Here is a 17,146-nt window from a genome sequence, read left to right on the forward strand (position 1 = left end):
CCCATCCCGCAAGGAGCACCGCCATGGAGCGCAAGCCCACCATCACTCTGTCGACCTTGGACCTGGAGCGCATCGAAGCCCTGCTGGAGAAGATGCCGGGCGAGTTTCCGGGCCGCGCCGTGCTGGAAGCCGAACTCGACCGTGCCGATGTGCTGGAGCCGGCCCAGATGCCCGCCACCGTGGTGACCATGAATTCCACCGTGCGCTTCACCCTGCTGGAAAGCGGCAAAACCAACACCCTGACCCTGGTCTACCCCAAGGACATGGATGGCAGCGCGGACAAGGTGTCGGTGTTCGCCCCGGTGGGCATTGCCCTGCTGGGCCTGAGCGTGGGCGACGAGTTCCAGATGCCCAGCCCCACGGGCCAGAAGGTGACGGTGCGGGTGGACGGCATCGACTTCCAGCCCGAGAACGCGGGCGAGCTGCACCGCTGAGCCCGCCCGCGCCGGGCCGGTGGCCCCAATGCGGTCGACCGTTCGGCGCGGCCGCCCCCGGCCCAGCCTGCATTGCGGACAATTTCAGGAAGTGCTGAAATTCTTAAATTCACAGGCACAATTCCTTTATGAGTCAGCTTCAACCCCTTCCTTCCCTGAACCGCCAGTTCGTCTCCCACTTTGGCGAGATGGGCAGCCGCTGGGGCATCAACCGCACGGTGGGTCAGATCTACGCGCTGCTGTTTCTGTCGCCGCGCGCGCTGAATGCGGAAGAGATTGCGGAGACGCTGGAGTTTTCGCGCTCCAACGTCAGCATGGGCCTGAAGGAGCTGCAGTCGTGGCGCCTGGTGAACCTGCGCCACCAACCCGGTGACCGCCGCGAATACTTTGAAGCACCGCAGGATGTGTGGGACATCTTCCGCCGCCTGGCCGAGGAGCGCCGCCGCCGCGAGATCGAGCCCACGCAGTCCATGCTGCGTTCGGCCCTGCTGGAAGAGGCCCAGTCCGACGACGAACGCCATGCGCAAAAGCGCATGCAGGAGATGTACGAGCTGATCGAAAAGCTGATGACCTGGTTCGACGATGTGCAGCGCCTGCAGCCCGAAACCGCCATGCAGCTGATGGGCATGGGTGCCGCCGTGACGCGGGTGCTGGAAATCAAGGACAAGCTCACCGGCCGTGCCAAGCCCAAGGACCCCAAGGGCGGCAAGGACCCGCAGGATTGAGTGTCTGCAGGGGCACGGCGCTTGCCGGGTGCTTGCGCTGTCAGCCCACGCACCGACCAAAAAAATGGCCTGCAACTGCAGGCCATTTTTGCGTGAGCAGCCCTTGAAGCGCGGAGGGCAGCACCCGTGCGTTCCGCGGGGCGCGGACCCGTTGCTCAGCGCCGGGTGATCTGCGCCCGAAGTGCCCGCAACTGGGCCTTGATGCGCTGGGTGTGTTCCACGCCCATGCGCAGCAGGATCTTCTGCCCTGCCGACAGGGACTGCAGATCCGCATCGGCAAATTCGTAGCGCAGCCAGGGCTGCTGGGGCGCCAGCTGGCCTTGCACCTGTACCAGTTTCAGCGCCAGCGGCCCGGGAGGTTCGGGGGTCTGCAACAGGTGGTCGATCACCGCGACCAGACGGTCGTTGAAGCGCTGGCCGGGATAGCCCAGCTCTTCATAGGCCTGCTGCAACACCGGGTAGACACGGCGGTAGAGGACGCCGGCCTGCTCCACATCCAGGCCCACAACAAAGCGCACCACGGCTTCGTAGCGCGCGGCGTTGGCGGGCGCGATCTCCATGCGGCCGTCGTCGGTCTGCGTGACGGCCATGCGCCCGCCCACCGGATGCAGCGGCCACAGCCGGGAGGCCGCCTGGCTGCGCGCCAGGTTGTCGACCGTGGCCGCAATGCGGCGGGCCAGCCCGTCGGTGGCGACAAAGCGCAGCGTGCGTTCACGCCCCAGCCATTCCGTGACGGCCTGGGCCAGGCCGTCACCATCGCCACCGGCCAGCGGCGGGCGGCCCTGGGCGTCGGCTGCAGGTTCCAGCGGATGGGAGGTATCAGCGGCCGGGTCCGCCGCAGGCGCTGCCGGGGCGGGTTCCGCAACGGCAGGCGCCGTGGCCGCGGGGGCGGGCGCTGCGACAGGCGGTGTCTCCAGGGCGGCCGGCGCCCTGCCCCAGTAGTGCCAACCGGCATAGCCCGCTCCCAGCAACACCACGGCCACCAGCGCCCATCGGCCGGTGGTGCCCAGGCCCTGCTTGCGGTGGTGTTGGCGGGAAATCGGTTCGCTGCGCGCTTCCATCACGGCTCCTCCTTGCTGTGCGATAGAGATGGGAATCTTGACCGGACTACCCTAGCAGCAATCGGTGGCTGTGCACCGCATGCACACGCTTTGTTGCATGACCAGATGTCAACGGCGGTACAAAACGGGGCCGCCTCCGCTGCCGTGCGCCACCCAAAAAAACACAAGGCCTGGTGCCATCACAGCACCAGGCCTTGCCTGGGCACCCGAATGGGCGGCCGAATCTGAAGAGCCTAAAGCGGCTGACAGCACCTTCGGTCACCGTGGCTTTGCAAAATCTCTGCGACTCCGCTGCCATGCGGAGACGGAAGGCGCCGTGCCCGCGGCCCTTATTCGGGCAGCTTGCTGGTGCGCTCCAGGATGCGGCGGCGGGTGGCCTCGTCATCCATCAGCTCGTACCACATGGCATTGAGCACAGCAAAAGCGGCGGCCAGTGGCAGGCCCAGAATCCACGCGAAATACCACATATCGAATTCCTTTCTACCGTTTAGTAAGAGTGGCCTTTGCCGGTGGCGATGGCGGCGATATCGACCTTGCCGCGCAGCACCGCATACACCCAGCTGGTGTAGGCCAGGATCAAGGGCAGGAAGATCAGCACGCACACCAGCATGATGAACAGCACCACATGGCTGGAGGAGGAATCCCACACCGTCAGGCTGAAGCGGGGGTCAACGGTGGACGGCAGGATCATGGGGAACATGGCAGCGCCCACGGTCAGGATGATGCCGGCAATCGCCAGGCCGCTGCCCAGCAGGCTCAGCCATTCGCGGCGGCTGCGCAGGCCCAGGGCCACAATCAGCGGCATGACCAGACCGATGCCGGGCACCACCCACAGCGCGGGATAGGACTGGAAGTTGTGCATCCAGGCGCCAGCGGCTGCGGCGGCGGTCTTGTTCATCGGGTTGGAGGGGCCGATGTGGCTGATCTCGCTGGTGATGACATAGCCGTTGATGCTGCCCAGCCACACGCCGGCGGCGGCAAACAGCACGGTGGTCAGCAGCGCAAACAGCACGCCGTATTTGGCAGCGCGCCGGGCGACTTCGCCTTCGGTCTTGAACACCAGCCAGGATGCACCGTGCATCAGCAGCATGGACAGCGACACCAGGCCGCACAGCAGCGCGAACGGTGTCAGCAGGCCGAAGAAGCTGCCGTCGTAGTAGATGCGCATGTCATCCCCCAGGCGGAAAGGCACGCCCAGGATCACATTGCCCACGGCCACGCCGAACAGCAGCGCGGGCACCAGGCCGGTGATGCACAGCACCCAGTCCCAGCCGTTGCGCCAGGCAGCGCTCTCGCGCTTGCTGCGGAACTTGAAGGCCACGGGGCGCAGGATCAGCGGCACCAGCACCGCGAACATGGCCAGGTAAAAGCCCGAGAAGGACACCGCATACAGCTGCGGCCAGGCGGCAAAAATGGCACCGCCGCCCAGAATCAGCCACACCTGGTTGCCTTCCCACACGGGGCCGACCGCATTGATGGCGGTGCGGCGTTCCACATCGGTTTTGGCCGTGGCGCGCAGCAGCCCCATGCTGCCCAGGTCGAACCCGTCGGTCACGGCAAAGCCCACCAGCAGCACGCCCAGCAGCAGCCACCAGATGACGCGCAGCACGTCATACGAAATCAGTTCATGCAAGATCATTTGTGTGTACTCCTTGCTTGCACTCAGCGGGCGCGGGCCAGCTTTTGGATCATGGGTTCGTAGAAGCTCAGGTGCGGCTCGCTCTCATGCTCCGGCCCCTTCTGGATGGCGCGCACCATGAGTTTGAGTTCGATCACCAGCAGCACGGTGTAGATCAGCACAAAGCCTGCAATCGTCAGCAGCAGCGTGCCGGCGCCGAGGTGGGAGACGGCCATGGCCGTGGGCAGCACGCCTTCGATGATCCAGGGCTGGCGGCCCAGCTCGGCCACGACCCAGCCGCACTCGGCCGCAATCCACGGCAGCGGGATGGACAGCACGGCCACTTTGAGCAGCCAGGGGTAGGCGTCCAGCCGGTGGCGCACGGACAGCCAGAAGAAGGTGCCGGTCAGCACGATGAAGAACATGCCCAGGGCCACCATGACGCGGAAGCTCCAGAACAGCGGGCCCACCGGGGGAATGGTGTCGGTCGCCGCCTTCTGGATCTGCTCGGCGGTGGCCTGGCGCGGGTCGTCCACATAGCGCTTGAGCAGCAGGGCGTAGCCCAGGTAGACACCTTTTTCCTCGAAGCGCGCACGCGCCTCGGCGGGGACTTCGGCGTCCGACTTGGCGCTGCGGATGGTCTGCAGCGCGTCATAGGCGTCGATACCGCTTCGGATATAGCCTTCGGCGTTGCTCACCAGCTGGTTGATGCCCGGGATCTCGGTGTTGAGCGAGCGCGTGCCGATCAGGCCCATCACCCAGGGGATGTGGACGGCGAAATGGGTTTCGCGCGCTTCGCGGTCCGGGAAGCCGATGGCGGTGAACGCCGCCGGTGCGGGCTCGGTCTCCCACATGGCTTCGATCGAGGCCAGCTTCATCTTCTGGTGTTCTGACGACAGGTAGCCGGACTCGTCACCCAGCACCACCACCGACAGCGAGGCGGCCAGACCGAACGAGGCGGCCACCGTCATCGAGCGCTTAGCCAGGTGCAGATGGCGGCCCTTGAGCACGTACCAGGCCGACACGCCCAGCACAAACAGCGAGGCCATCACATAGCCGGCCGAGACCGTGTGCACGAACTTGGCCTGTGCCACCGGGTTGGTCAGCACCGCAAAGAAGTCGGTCACTTCCATGCGCATGGTCTGCGGGTTGAAGGCGGCGCCCACGGGGTTCTGCATCCAGCCGTTGGCCACCAGGATCCACAGCGCCGAGAAATTGGTGCCAATGGCCATCAGGCAGGTCACGATCAGGTGCTTGACCTTGCTCAGCCGGTCCCAGCCGAAGAAGAACAGGCCCACGAAGGTGGCTTCCAGGAAGAAGGCCATCAGCCCTTCAATGGCCAGCGGGGCACCGAAGATGTCGCCCACGTAGTGGCTGTAGTAGCTCCAGTTCATGCCGAACTGGAACTCCATCACCACGCCCGTGGCCACGCCCATGGCGAAGTTGATGCCGAACAGCACGCCCCAGAACTTGGTCATGTCGCGCCAGATGGTGCGGCCGGTCATCACAAACACCGTCTCCATGATGGCGATGAGAATCGACAGGCCCAGTGTCAGCGGCACGAACAGAAAGTGGTAGAGCGCCGTTATCGCGAACTGCAGCCGCGATAAGTCGACGATGTCGAGGTCCATGGGGAATTCCTTTCTCTCTTAAAAACCCTTGGCCGTTGCATGCGCTGCCGGGGTGGCGGCGTCATCGCGCAGCCGTGCCAGCAGCTTGTCAAAATCCGCTGTGCCGCGCCGGGCGTCGCCCAGCAAGCGACCGCCTTCCACCCAGAGCAGACGATCGGCGCTTTCTGCCTCTCGACGCAAGTGAGTAGCCACAATCACGGTGTGCCCTTTCATCTGCCGCTGCAGGCAGGCCAGCACATCCCGCGCGGTGGCGGCATCCAGTCCTTCGGAGGGCTCGTCCAGCAGCCAGCACGGTGCCGGGTGCAGCAGCAGCCGCGCCAGCGCCAGGCGGCGCGCCTGCCCGCCGGACAGGCCCAGACCGCCCTCACCCAGCCGGCTCTCCAGCCCCTGGGGCATGGCGCGCACATCGCTGGCCAGGCCCGCGTCTTCCAGCGCCTGCCACAGCCGTTCGTCGCTGGCACCGGGACAGGCCAGCAGCAGGTTGTCCCGCAGGCTGTCCTGGAACAGCTCGGTGCGCTGGGTCAGCCAGGTAGCAGGCTGCGCGGCCACATGGCCTTGCGTGGCGGGCAGCTCGCCCGCAATCACGGACAGCAGCGTGCTTTTGCCGGCGCCGCTGGCACCCACCACCGCCACCTGGGTGCCGGCCGGGATCTGCAGGCTCACCGCTTCCAAGGCCCAGCGCGGACTGCCCTGGTGCCGGGCGCTGACCTGCTCCAGCACGGCCGCCACACCGGGCGGCGGCAGGTGCACGGCGGTATCGGCCACCGGTGCCTGCACCACCTGGGGTGCCAGCCGTTGGATGGACAGCCAGGTGCGCCCTGCTTCCACGGCACCGCGGCGCAGTGCCGCAAACGGCTCCATCGCGGCCAGGGCCACCAGCAAGGCCAGTGCAGCCCCCGGGGCACCGATCACGCCCTGCTCGGCCAGCCAGCCCACGGCCAGCAGCACGCCCACCAGCGTCAAGGTGCTGACCACGCCATAGGCGGCGGTGGCATGCGCCTCCAGCCGGTTGAGCTGGCGGTCCGCCCGGGCCACACAGGCCTCGGTCGCCGCCAGGCGCGCGCACTGTGCCGGCAGGCGCCCCGCCATCAGCAGATCGGTCTGCCCGGCCACCAGGTCCACGGCCTGGGAGCGCAGCCGTTCCAGCGCTGCCGCGCGGCGCAATGCAGGCCGGCGGGCGCGCCGCGCCAGCACCACGGCAATGGCGGTGCCGACCAGCAGCAGCCACAGCCCCAGCAGCAGGCCCAGCTGCCAGTGCATGGCGCCCAGCACCACGGCCGCCAGCAGCGCTGCACCACAGGCGGACACCAGAGGCACGGCCAGGCGCAGGTACAGGCTGTCCAGCGCATCCACATCGCCGGTCAGGCGCTGCAACCAGCGTGCCGGGCGCAGGCGCAGCTGCGAGGCGGCACCGGCGGGCGCCCAGCTGCGGAACAGGCGTTCGCGCAGCGCGGCAAGAACGGCCAGCGTGGCATCGTGGGTGACCAGGCGCTCGCCATAGCGGGCGGCAGTGCGCCCCAGGGCCAGCAGTCGGATGCCGGCGCTGGGCATGAACACATCAAACACCAGGGCCGTGGCCGGCACCAGCCCGGCCAGCCCCGTGGCGGCAATGAACCAGCCGGACAGGCCCAGCAGGGCCATGCCCATCAGCACGGTCAGGCAGGCCAGTGCCATGCCGCCCAGCCACAGGCGGCGCGGTGCCATGGCAGCCAGCGCTGCCAGCATGGCGCCCAGGGAGGGACGCGTGCGCTTCATGCCGCGCCCTCCTGTGCCTGCACGGATGCGGGCGCCGGGCCTTGTTCCGGGGTTGGGGTTGGGGTTGGGGTTGGGGTTGGGGTTGGGGTTGGGGTTGGGGTTTGCGTTTGTGTTTGCAGCTGCACCACCCGGTCCATGCGGGCGGCCAGCAGCGGATCGTGGGTGGCCACCACCAGGGTGCGGCCCTGGGCCAGCTGCAGCAACGCCTGCGTGACCTGTGCGGCGGTAGCGGGATCGAGGTGGGCCGTGGGCTCATCCACCAGCAGCACGCCGGCATGGGGGGCGGCCACCGCCAGGCGCGCCAGTGCCAGGCGCACGGCTTCGCCGCCCGACAGGCCTTGCCCGCCTTCGCCCAGGCTGCTGCTGGGCCGTGCCTGCAGCACCGTGCCCAGGCCGGCCTGCTGCAAGGCCGGGGCAATGTCTGCGCCTGCCACATCGGGGCGGTCCAGGCTGATATTGCGCGCCACCGAACCGGCGAACACATGCGGGTGCTGGCCCATCCAGGCCATGCGGCGGCGCAGCGCCGGTGCCGTGGCATCGGCCATGGGCACGCCATCGACCAGCACCTGCCCTTGGTCTATGGGCAACAGGCCGGCGATCTGGGCCAGCAGCAGCGATTTGCCGCTGCCGCTGGCACCCCACAGGGCCACATGCTCACCCGGCTGGATGTCCACATCCACCGGCACCAGCGGCATGGCGGCCACCGACCCGGGCAGTTGCAGCGCCTGCAGGGTCACGCGGGCCGGGGCAGCTTCCGCCGTGGAAGCGACCTCCGCCAGCGCACCCGGCAGCGGCTGGGCACCACGGGCCATGTGCTGCAAGGTCTGCAGCGCGGCGGTACCGGCGGCGCGGTCGTGCCAGACGGCGGAGAGTTCGCGCAGCGGATCAAAGAAAGCCGGGGCCAGCAGCAGCACAAACAGGGCTTCGCCCAGGCTCAACCGGCCGTGCCAGGTGCCGAACTCCAGATAGCCCAGCAGGTGAAAGCCCACATACACGGCCACCATGGCCACGCCCAGCGCGGAAAACAGCTCCAGCACGGCAGAGGACAGAAAGGCGATGCGCAGCACGCGGATGGTGCGCTGGCGCAGCGATTCGGCATGGGCCCGCAGGCGCTGTGCGGTGGCATCCACCGCGCCCAGCGCACGCAAGGTGGTCAGGCCCCGCAGGCGGTCCAGCAAAAAGGCATTCATCTGGCCCAGCTGCACCATGTGCGCCTCGCTGGCGGCCTGTGCACGCCAGCCCACGATGGCCATGAACAAGGGGATCAGCGGCGCGGCCACCAGCAGGATCAGGGCCGCCACCCAGGACTGCCAGGCCACGGCCAGCAGCAGCACCAGCGGCACCACGGTCGTGCGCCACATGGCCGTCTGGTAGCGTGACAGCCAGGGCACGATGGCTTCGGCCTGTTCGGCCACCGCACTGGCGGCCTGCCCCGAAGGCGCGCGCTGCGTGTCCAGCGGCGAGCTGCTGGCCAGCTGCTGCACCACCTGGGCGCGCAGCGCCTGCAGCTGGGTACGGGCAGCATCAAAGCTCAGCCGCATGCCACGGCCGTCGCAGACCGCCCTGGCCACCCCCAGCACCAGCAGGCCCAGTGCCAGGCGCCAGACTTCGGCGGCCCGCCCTTCGGCAATCCACTGCACGGCAGCTGCCAGCAATGCCGCCTGGGGCAGCCACAGCAGCGACGCCAGCACCGACCACGCAGTGCCGCGGTCGGCACGCAGGCGTGCCCCCTGGGGGGTGCCTGCCGGTGCGCCTGCCGTTTGATCGAAGTCAGTCGATTTCATGTGTTTCTGAATTTTCAGTATTTACTGAAATTTGTGCAGATGCTAGGGTTTCTGCAAAACAACTTCCACGCTGGCTCAGGTAGTCGAGTGAAACACTGCGGCGTTGATTTCCATCAATTCACCCGGACAGCAACAGGGTTAACGCCGGCTTCATGTGGCTGTCACCCAGCGCTGCACGCAGGCAAAGAAAAAGCGCCCCGAGGGGCGCTTGTATGCGGGTGCCGCTGGCACCGACGGGGGACGGGCGGTGGCACACCGCCGCCCCACCGGGGTCCAGGGTCACGATGGCGGTCTGCACCGCACCGGTGGCGGAGCCACCGGCAGGGATGCAGGTTCGCCGGGGCGCAGATCAGTACTGCAGCGGCGTGACGTCGATGGTTTCACGCGGGAAGTTGTTCTGCCACACCAGCGGCTTTTTCTTCTTCTCGGTGGCCAGCGGGAACTCGGCTTCCCAGACCTGGGTCAGCGGCGCGGCTTCGAAACCCTTGGCCAGGGTCTGCACGTTTTCACGGTACTGGGCCAGGTCCCACTTGGCACCGCCTGCGCGCTGCAGGAAGGCCACGACCTTTTCCGGCGGGTTGGGCGCCAGGCACTTGAACGGCACGTTGACGGCCAGCATCTCGGCATGCACGCCTTCGGTGACCTTCTGGGGCTGGCCCATGGTGCAGGTGATGCGCTTTTGCGAATCGCGCACGTTGGCGAACAGCTGCACGGCGGCCGGCTCCAGGGCCTTCTTGTCGGCGTCGCTCAGCTTCACGTTTTCCAGGAAAGTCGCCGCCATTTCCTTGGCGTAGTCGCGGTCGACTTCCAGCATTTCCTTCACATTGATGAAATCGCCTTGACCGGGAAAGGTCCGCGCCGGGCGCAGGTAGGCGTTGAGGGCTTCCATGGACTTGGCATCGATGTGCACAATGGACTTCAGGAACATGTCGGTCACGGCCTGGGGCGTGGGTTCAGCGGCCTGTACGGAAGTGGCCAACGCCAGCGATGCCAGCGCCACGGCGCCGAGGGATTTCAATTGCATAGAGAAAAAACAAGAAACCGCGCTCCACGGAGCGCGCAAAAAAAGACAAACCCCTGCGGTACACCACCCTCTTGGCAGAGGGCAATGGCACACAGGGGCTTGGCGGCTGCGCACGGCAGACCTGGGCCTACCGGGGCAGTGAAATTGTAACAATCGCCGGCAATGCGTCCAGTCTCGCACCGGACTGGTGCACTGGAACGCCGACTCAGGCTGCGGCCAGTTGCAGGCGCTGGCGGGCGGCGGCGTATTCGCGCTTGAGGCGCGCCACCAGTTCGGCCGTGGGCACCACCTGCTCGATGGCGCCAATGCCCTGGCCGCAGCCCCAGATGTCTTTCCAGGCCTTGGTACGGCCCGAGCCGAAGTTCATGGCGCTGGGGTCGGACACCGGCAGGTTGTCGGGGTCCAGGCCGGCCGCGCGGATGGACGGGGCCAGGTAGTTGCCGTGCACGCCGGTGAACAGGTTGCTGTAGACCACGTCGTCCGAGTTGCCGGCCACGATGGCCTGCTTGTACTCGTCGGCGGCGCGGGCTTCCTCGGTCGCGATGAAGGCCGAGCCCATGTAGGCAAAGTCTGCACCCATGGCCTGGGCGGCCAGCACGGCGTCGCCCGTGGCGATGGAGCCGGACAGCGCCACCGGGCCGTCGAACCACTGGCGGATTTCCTGGATCAGGGCAAACGGGCTTTTCACCCCGGCATGGCCGCCGGCACCGGCTGCCACGGCGATCAGGCCGTCAGCGCCTTTTTCGATGGCCTTGCGGGCGAACTTGTTATTGATGATGTCGTGCAGCACCACACCGCCCCAGCCGTGCACGGCCTGGTTCACGTCCTCGCGTGCGCCCAGGCTGGTGATGACGATGGGCACCTTGTACTTGGCGCAGACCTGCATGTCGTGCTCCAGGCGGTCATTGCTCTTGTGCACGATCTGGTTGATGGCGAACGGGGCCGAGGGCTGTTCGGGATGGGCCTTGTCCCAGGCAGCCAGGGTTTCGGTGATTTCCGCCAGCCAGTCTTCCAGCTGTTCCGCAGGGCGCGCGTTGAGGGCCGGCATGGAGCCGACGATGCCGGCCTTGCACTGCTCAATCACCAGCTTGGGGTTGCTGATGATGAACAGCGGCGATCCGATGACGGGCAGCGCCAGTTTTTGCAGCGCCGCAGGAATCTTGGACATGACGATGTCTCCACTAAAAGTTCTAATATGACAAAAAAAGGCTGGAGTGCCTGCCACACAAGCGACTCCAGCTCACTTTTTTGATAGCTTCGGTTTAGAAAGCTTCGTGCGGCAGCGCCATCACGGCATCGGCGCCGTGCAGCACAGACTCGGCCTGGCCGGGCACCTTGGTCAGGATGTGGTCGCCATAGAAGCGCGCCGTGGCCACCTTGGCCTGCATGAACTGCACATCCTCGCCCTGGGCGGCCTTGTCCTGGGCCACCAGCAGCGCACGGCCCATCTGCCAGCCGGCCACCAGGTTGCCGGTCAGCATCAGGTAGGGCACGCTGCCGGCGAACACGGCGTTGGGGCTGGCCTTGGTCTGGCCGGCCACGAATTCCACCACCTGCACATAGGCTTCGCGCGCGGTCTGCAGGCGCTGGGCCAGGGCCAGGGCATCGGCCGTGCCGCTGGCGCGCAGCGCGGCTTCGGTCTTGGCGATCTGGTCGGCAATGGCCTTGGCCGAGGTGCCGCCGTCGCGTGCGGTCTTGCGGCCCACCAGGTCGTTGGCCTGGATGGCGGTCGTGCCTTCGTAGATGGTCAGGATCTTGGCGTCACGGTAGTACTGCGCGGCACCGGTTTCTTCGATGAAGCCCATGCCGCCATGCACCTGCACGCCCAGGCTGGTCACTTCCAGGCTCATCTCCGTGCTGTAGCCCTTGACCAGCGGCACCATGAATTCATAGAAGGTGGCGTTGGCCTGGCGCACTTCGGCATCCGGGTGGTGGTGGGCAGCGTCATAGGCCGCCGCCGCCGCCGAGGCCATGGCGCGGCAGCCTTCGGTGTAGGCGCGCATGGTCATCAGCATGCGGCGCACGTCCGGGTGGTGGATGATGGTGGCGCTGGCCTTGACCGAACCGTCCACGGGACGGCTTTGCACGCGGTCCTTGGCGTAGGCCACGGCGTGCTGGTAGGAGCGTTCGGCCACGGCAATGCCCTGCATGCCGACGGCGTAGCGCGCGGCGTTCATCATGATGAACATGTATTCCAGACCGCGGTTTTCCTCGCCCACCAGGTAGCCGATGGCGCCGCCGTGGTCGCCGAACTGCAGCACGGCCGTGGGCGAGGCCTTGATGCCCATCTTGTGCTCGATGGACACGCAGTGCGCGTCGTTGCGCGCGCCCAGCGAACCGTCGGCATTGACCAGGAACTTGGGCACCACGAACAGGCTGATGCCCTTCACGCCTTCGGGCGCACCAGCCACACGGGCCAGCACCAGATGGACGATGTTCTCGGCCATGTCGTGCTCACCGTAGGTGATGAAGATCTTGGTGCCGAACACCTTGTAGGTGCCATCGGGCTGGGGATCGGCCTTGGTGCGCACCAGGGCCAGATCGGAGCCGGCCTGGGGCTCGGTCAGGTTCATGGTGCCGGTCCACTGGCCGGAGATCAGCTTTTCCAGGTAGGTGGCCTTGAGGGCATCGCTGCCTGCGGTCAGCAGCGCTTCGATGGCGCCATCGGTCAGCAGCGGACACAGCGCAAAACTCAGGTTGGCGCTGTTGAGCATTTCGATGCAGGCCGCGCCAATGGTCTTGGGCAGGCCCTGGCCGCCGAAGTCCGTGGGGTGCTGCAGGCCCTGCCAGCCGCCTTCGGCGTACTGCTTGAAGGCATCGGCAAAACCAGGGGTGGTGGTGACCTTGCCGTCCTTCCACGCAGAGGGGTTCACATCGCCCGGCACGTTCAGCGGAGCCACCACGCCTTCGCACAGCTTGGCGCACTCTTCCAGCACGGCCTGTGCGGTCTCCAGACCGGCATCTTCAAAGCCGGGGATCTGCGCCACGTGCTCGATGCCAGCCAGATGTTCCATGGCAAACAGCATGTCTTTGACGGGGGCTGTGTAACTCATCTTGTCACCTTCTCTTTGGGTTTGATTGAGGGATGGGTTCGGCGCGTGCGCGCTGGCTGCGCTGTGCAGCCGCTGTGGCGCCAGGGTCCATGGGCATGGCACCACGCGGCGGTGGCATGCCCATGCATCCTGTGCTGATGGCAGACGGAAAAAGAGGGGCACGCAGCCCCTCTTTCCTGTGGTGGTGGCTTAGAGCGCCTTCACCAGTTCTGGCACGGCCTGGAACAGGTCGGCCTCGAGACCGTAGTCGGCCACCGAGAAGATCGGGGCTTCCGGGTCCTTGTTGATCGCCACGATCACCTTGGAGTCCTTCATGCCTGCCAAGTGCTGGATCGCGCCCGAGATGCCGGCTGCAATGTACAGCTGCGGCGCCACGATCTTGCCGGTCTGACCCACCTGCAAGTCATTGGGGGCGTAGCCCGCGTCCACGGCAGCGCGCGAAGCGCCGATGGCCGCACCCAGCTTGTCTGCCAGCGGAGTCATCACTTCGTTGAATTTCTCGGCCGAGCCCAGGGCACGACCACCGGAGACGATGATCTTGGCGGCCGTCAGTTCGGGACGGTCGTTCTTGGTCACTTCACGGCCCACGAAGCTGCTCTTGCCCGAGTCCGCCACGGCGGCCACGGTTTCCACGGCTGCAGCGCCGCCGGTGGCAGCCGCTGCATCAAAGCCGGTGCCGCGCACGGTGATCACCTTCACGGCGTCAGCCGACTGCACGGTGGCCACGGCGTTGCCGGCGTAGATGGGACGCTCGAACGTGTCGGCGCTGTCCACCTTGGTGATGTCACTGATCTGGCCCACGTCCAGCTTGGCGGCCACACGGGGGGCCACGTTCTTGCCCGAGGCCGTGGCCGGGAACAGGATGTGGCTGTAGTTGCCGGCAATCGCCAGCACCTGGGCAGCCAGGTTTTCTGCCAGGTTGTCCTTCAGGCTGGCGCCGTCGGCGTGGATCACCTTGGACACGCCGGCAATCTGGGCCGCGGCAGCAGCGGCGGCGCCAGCGTTGTCACCGGCCACCAGCACGTGCACATCGCCGCCGCAGGCCTTGGCGGCCGTCACGGTGTTCAGCGTTGCGCCCTTGATCGAAGCGTTGTCGTGTTCTGCAATAACGAGTGCGGTCATTTCTATGATCTCCTTGTGCTGCCTGTCTTAGATGACCTTGGCTTCGTTCTTGAGCTTGTCCACCAGGGCGGCCACGTCCGGCACCTTCACGCCGGCACCGCGCTTGGCAGGCTCGGCCACCTTCAGCGTCTTGATGCGGGGCGCCACGTCCACGCCCAGCTCTTCGGGCTTGACGGTGTCCAGCTGCTTTTTCTTGGCCTTCATGATGTTGGGCAGCGTCACGTAGCGCGGCTCGTTCAGGCGCAGATCGGTGGTGATGATGGCCGGGGTGGACAGGGCCACGGTTTCCAGGCCGCCGTCCACTTCACGCGTGACGTTGACCTTGTCGCCAGCCACTTCGACCTTGGAGGCGAAGGTCGCCTGGGGCAGGTCGGCCAGGGCCGCCAGCATCTGGCCGGTCTGGTTGTTGTCGCCGTCAATGGCCTGCTTACCCAGGATCACCAGGCCGGGTTGTTCCTTGTCCACCAGGGCCTTGAGCAGCTTGGCGATCGCCAGCGGCTGCAGCTCGGCATCGGTCTCCACCAGGATGCCGCGATCGGCACCGATGGCCATGGCCGTGCGCAGCGTCTCCTGGCACTGGGCCACGCCGCACGAGACCGCGATCACTTCCGTGACCACGCCTTTTTCCTTCAGGCGCACGGCTTCTTCCACCGCAATCTCGTCAAACGGGTTCATGCTCATCTTGACGTTGGCGATGTCCACGCCCGTGCCGTCCGACTTCACGCGGACCTTCACGTTGTAGTCCACCACCCGCTTGACTGGGACCAATACCTTCATGCTGCGGCTCCTTGATTTCTTGGAAGATTGACGTTTACGTAAACCGACTCATTTTATGCGGCGCTGCAGCAGCAGCGGCGGAATTCCTGACAATTCACACGGTCCTTGCCGGCACAAAAAAGAACGATCGTTCTATTTTATGCGAACAACGGCGGCGGTGTGCATGGAAATCGGCCCAACCTCGGGTTACCACCTATCTGGCAACCCTTGCCCGCAGCCCTCGTCGGCAGCCCGCCCTGGCCTGCACGGACCGGCACAGGATGGCGACATGGCAGGCCCGGCATCCGGGGCGCCTGCGCAGCGCCTCGTCACAGGAGGACGGACAGCCACCTCAGCCCTGCCAGTGCGGCTTGCGCTTTTGCGCGAAGGCCTGTGCACCTTCCTGGGCGTCGGCATCCATCATGTTGGCCGCCATGGTCTGCCCTGCCAGCTGGTAGGCCGCTTCCAGCCCCAGTTCCCGCTGCTGGTAGACCAGGGCCTTGCCCATGCGCACGGCCGCCGCGGGCTTGGCCAGAATGGACTGCACCAGCGCCTCCACGGCGGCATCCAGCGCGTCGGGGGCGGCCACCCGGTTCACCAGCCCGCGGGCGAACGCGGTGTCCGCATCGATGAAGTCCCCGGTCAGCAGCATTTCCATGGCCTGCTTGATGGGCAGGTTGCGCACCAGCGGCACGCTGGGGGTGGCGCAGAACAGTCCGTAGTTGATGCCGCTGGTGGCAAAGCTGGCCGCGCTGCTGGCCACCGCCAGGTCGCACTGCGCCACCAGCTGGCAACCGGCCGCCGTGGCCATGCCATGCACCCGCGCGATCACCGGCACCGGCAGGCGGGCGATGCTCACCATCATCTTGCTGCACTGGGCAAACAGCTGCTGGTAATAGCCCAGCTGCGGGTTGGCCGCCATGTCCTTCAGGTTGTGGCCGGCACAGAAGGCCTTGCCCTGCGCGGCCAGCACCACCACCCGGGCCGAGGCATCGGCGGCCACGGCATCCAGTGCCTGCTGCAGCGCCACCAGCATCTCGGCACCCAGCGCGTTGAAACGCTGGGGATCGTTCAAGGTGATGCGCACCACGCCCTGCGGGCTGCGCTGCACCTGCACCAGTTGGTCCACGTTCTGCAAATCCATCATGGCCGATGCTCCCGTTGCTGTGTCTGTGTCTTTGCCCAGACGAAATCAGATATCTGCCAGCACGCGGACATGGGCTTCCACGCTGCGTGACAGGGCGCTCATCACATAGCCGCCTTCCAGGCAGGACACCATGCGGCCCTTGGAGAAGCGCCGCGCCACATCCTTGATGCGCTCGGTGATCCAGGCGAAGTCCTGCTCGTTCAGCGCCAGCTGGCCCATATCGTCTTCACGGTGGGCATCGAAGCCGGCGCTGATGAAGATCATTTCGGGCTTGAAGGCTTCCAGGCGGGGAATCCACATCATCTCCACCAGCTCGCGGATATCCATGCCCTTGGTATAGGCCGGCACCGGCAGGTTCAGCATGTTGGAGGCCGGCTCCTTGTCACCGCTGAACGGGTAGAACGGATGCTGGAAGAAGCTGACCATCAGCACCCGGTCGTCGCCGGCCAGGATGTTTTCCGTACCGTTGCCATGGTGCACATCGAAGTCCACGATGGCCACGCGCTTGAGGTGGCGGCGCTGCAGGGCGTGCAGTGCCGCAATCGCCACGTTGTTGAAAAAGCAAAAGCCCATGGACTTGGCGCGCTCGGCGTGGTGGCCGGGCGGGCGGGTGGCGCAGAACGCGTTTTCCAGGCTGCCGTCGATCACCGCATCGGTGGCGGCCACGGCCGCCCCGGCGGAGCGCAGTGCCGCATCCCAGGTGTGGACATTGATGGAGGTGTCGGTGTCCAGCGGCGAGTACGCGGGGCCGCCGGCCTGCACCTCTTCCTTGAGCCGGTCCGTCAGGCCGCGCAGGGCCGCCACATGCATGCGGTCATGGGCCAGCTCCACATCGGCCAGCGAAGCCAGCGGCGCTTCCACGCGCTCCAGCCCGTCGAACACCCCGGTGATCAGCAGGCGGTCCTCGATGGCGTCCAGTCGTTCCGGGCATTCCGGATGCCCCGGGCCCATCTCATGCTTCCAGCAATCCTTGTGGGAAAAATAGCCTGTTCTGCCCATTTTCCTTGTCCCCGTTTTTGTTTTTTTCAGCCATGGC

General features: G+C 66.4%; 15 protein-coding genes. 2 read left to right on the forward strand and 13 right to left on the reverse strand.

Annotated features, from left to right (window positions below):
- The first annotated feature begins 23 nt into the window (after window positions 1-23).
- Window positions 24-434, forward strand: a complete 411-nt coding sequence (gene rnk, locus QM470_RS03515) for a nucleoside diphosphate kinase regulator (RefSeq protein WP_283338230.1) — start codon at window positions 24-26, stop codon at window positions 432-434.
- 128 nt (window positions 435-562) lie between these two features.
- Window positions 563-1,159 carry a GbsR/MarR family transcriptional regulator gene (locus QM470_RS03520; protein ID WP_066534154.1) on the forward strand — a complete coding sequence of 199 codons (597 nt, stop codon included), beginning with the start codon at window positions 563-565 and terminating at the stop codon, window positions 1,157-1,159.
- 155 nt (window positions 1,160-1,314) lie between these two features.
- Here the strand turns inward: QM470_RS03520 and QM470_RS03525 are convergent, their stop codons facing one another.
- The 13 genes from QM470_RS03525 to QM470_RS03585 form a co-directional block, all read right to left on the reverse strand.
- Entirely contained in the window at window positions 1,315-2,220 is a 906-nt protein-coding gene (locus QM470_RS03525) for a DUF3014 domain-containing protein (RefSeq protein WP_283338231.1), read from the reverse strand.
- A gap of 329 nt (window positions 2,221-2,549) precedes the next feature.
- A complete protein-coding gene (cydX, locus tag QM470_RS03530) occupies window positions 2,550-2,687 on the reverse strand; it encodes a cytochrome bd-I oxidase subunit CydX (protein WP_066534155.1) in 138 nt (45 codons plus the stop codon).
- Window positions 2,688-2,707: 20 nt separating this feature from the next.
- On the reverse strand, window positions 2,708-3,859 hold the full coding sequence (gene cydB, locus QM470_RS03535; RefSeq protein ID WP_283338232.1) for a cytochrome d ubiquinol oxidase subunit II: 1,152 nt from the start codon (window positions 3,857-3,859) through the stop codon (window positions 2,708-2,710).
- Window positions 3,860-3,882: 23 nt separating this feature from the next.
- The gene (locus QM470_RS03540) at window positions 3,883-5,469 is read right to left on the reverse strand and encodes a cytochrome ubiquinol oxidase subunit I (protein WP_272970936.1); all 1,587 of its coding nucleotides are present in this window, start codon (window positions 5,467-5,469) and stop codon (window positions 3,883-3,885) included.
- A gap of 18 nt (window positions 5,470-5,487) precedes the next feature.
- Window positions 5,488-7,224, reverse strand: a complete 1,737-nt coding sequence (cydC, locus tag QM470_RS03545) for a thiol reductant ABC exporter subunit CydC (RefSeq protein ID WP_283338233.1) — start codon at window positions 7,222-7,224, stop codon at window positions 5,488-5,490.
- Window positions 7,221-9,008 (reverse strand): thiol reductant ABC exporter subunit CydD, encoded by a 1,788-nt coding sequence (gene cydD / locus QM470_RS03550; RefSeq protein WP_283338234.1) that lies wholly within the window; start codon window positions 9,006-9,008, stop codon window positions 7,221-7,223. The genes cydC and cydD overlap by 4 nt, the downstream gene beginning before the upstream one ends.
- A 349-nt stretch (window positions 9,009-9,357) precedes the next feature.
- The gene (locus tag QM470_RS03555) at window positions 9,358-10,032 is read right to left on the reverse strand and encodes a hypothetical protein (RefSeq protein ID WP_098066227.1); all 675 of its coding nucleotides are present in this window, start codon (window positions 10,030-10,032) and stop codon (window positions 9,358-9,360) included.
- Between the two features lie 205 nt (window positions 10,033-10,237).
- Entirely contained in the window at window positions 10,238-11,200 is a 963-nt protein-coding gene (locus QM470_RS03560; protein ID WP_280000374.1) for an NAD(P)H-dependent flavin oxidoreductase, read from the reverse strand.
- A 94-nt stretch (window positions 11,201-11,294) separates the two neighbouring features.
- On the reverse strand, window positions 11,295-13,085 hold the full coding sequence (locus tag QM470_RS03565) for an acyl-CoA dehydrogenase (RefSeq protein WP_283338236.1): 1,791 nt from the start codon (window positions 13,083-13,085) through the stop codon (window positions 11,295-11,297).
- Window positions 13,086-13,274: 189 nt separating this feature from the next.
- A complete protein-coding gene (locus tag QM470_RS03570; RefSeq protein ID WP_283338237.1) occupies window positions 13,275-14,207 on the reverse strand; it encodes an electron transfer flavoprotein subunit alpha/FixB family protein in 933 nt (310 codons plus the stop codon).
- Between the two features lie 27 nt (window positions 14,208-14,234).
- On the reverse strand, window positions 14,235-14,984 hold the full coding sequence (locus QM470_RS03575) for an electron transfer flavoprotein subunit beta/FixA family protein (protein ID WP_283338238.1): 750 nt from the start codon (window positions 14,982-14,984) through the stop codon (window positions 14,235-14,237).
- Between the two features lie 331 nt (window positions 14,985-15,315).
- Window positions 15,316-16,107, reverse strand: coding sequence for an enoyl-CoA hydratase (locus tag QM470_RS03580; RefSeq protein ID WP_283338561.1), 792 nt, complete (start codon window positions 16,105-16,107; stop codon window positions 15,316-15,318).
- Window positions 16,108-16,155: 48 nt separating this feature from the next.
- Window positions 16,156-17,109: a histone deacetylase family protein gene (locus QM470_RS03585; RefSeq protein WP_280014318.1), complete on the reverse strand. Its 954-nt coding sequence runs from the start codon at window positions 17,107-17,109 to the stop codon at window positions 16,156-16,158.
- Window positions 17,110-17,146: the final 37 nt, after the last annotated feature.

The organism is Comamonas sp. 17RB, assembly GCF_030056555.1.
Classification (GTDB): domain Bacteria; phylum Pseudomonadota; class Gammaproteobacteria; order Burkholderiales; family Burkholderiaceae_C; genus Comamonas; species Comamonas terrigena.

What these genes read in the sequence shown, in the direction of transcription:
- QM470_RS03525 (WP_283338231.1), bottom strand. Translation starts at nt 2,220, where the DNA reads ATGGAAGCGCGCAGCGAACCGATTTCCCGCCAACACCACCGCAAGCAG.
- cydX (WP_066534155.1), bottom strand. Translation starts at nt 2,687, where the DNA reads ATGTGGTATTTCGCGTGGATTCTGGGCCTGCCACTGGCCGCCGCTTTT.
- QM470_RS03555 (WP_098066227.1), bottom strand. Translation starts at nt 10,032, where the DNA reads ATGCAATTGAAATCCCTCGGCGCCGTGGCGCTGGCATCGCTGGCGTTG.
- QM470_RS03580 (WP_283338561.1), bottom strand. Translation starts at nt 16,107, where the DNA reads ATGGATTTGCAGAACGTGGACCAACTGGTGCAGGTGCAGCGCAGCCCG.
- cydC (WP_283338233.1), bottom strand. Translation starts at nt 7,224, where the DNA reads ATGAAGCGCACGCGTCCCTCCCTGGGCGCCATGCTGGCAGCGCTGGCT.
- QM470_RS03585 (WP_280014318.1), bottom strand. Translation starts at nt 17,109, where the DNA reads ATGGGCAGAACAGGCTATTTTTCCCACAAGGATTGCTGGAAGCATGAG.
- cydB (WP_283338232.1), bottom strand. Translation starts at nt 3,859, where the DNA reads ATGATCTTGCATGAACTGATTTCGTATGACGTGCTGCGCGTCATCTGG.
- QM470_RS03540 (WP_272970936.1), bottom strand. Translation starts at nt 5,469, where the DNA reads ATGGACCTCGACATCGTCGACTTATCGCGGCTGCAGTTCGCGATAACG.
- QM470_RS03520 (WP_066534154.1), top strand. Translation starts at nt 563, where the DNA reads ATGAGTCAGCTTCAACCCCTTCCTTCCCTGAACCGCCAGTTCGTCTCC.
- QM470_RS03575 (WP_283338238.1), bottom strand. Translation starts at nt 14,984, where the DNA reads ATGAAGGTATTGGTCCCAGTCAAGCGGGTGGTGGACTACAACGTGAAG.
- cydD (WP_283338234.1), bottom strand. Translation starts at nt 9,008, where the DNA reads ATGAAATCGACTGACTTCGATCAAACGGCAGGCGCACCGGCAGGCACC.
- QM470_RS03560 (WP_280000374.1), bottom strand. Translation starts at nt 11,200, where the DNA reads ATGTCCAAGATTCCTGCGGCGCTGCAAAAACTGGCGCTGCCCGTCATC.
- rnk (WP_283338230.1), top strand. Translation starts at nt 24, where the DNA reads ATGGAGCGCAAGCCCACCATCACTCTGTCGACCTTGGACCTGGAGCGC.
- QM470_RS03565 (WP_283338236.1), bottom strand. Translation starts at nt 13,085, where the DNA reads ATGAGTTACACAGCCCCCGTCAAAGACATGCTGTTTGCCATGGAACAT.
- QM470_RS03570 (WP_283338237.1), bottom strand. Translation starts at nt 14,207, where the DNA reads ATGACCGCACTCGTTATTGCAGAACACGACAACGCTTCGATCAAGGGC.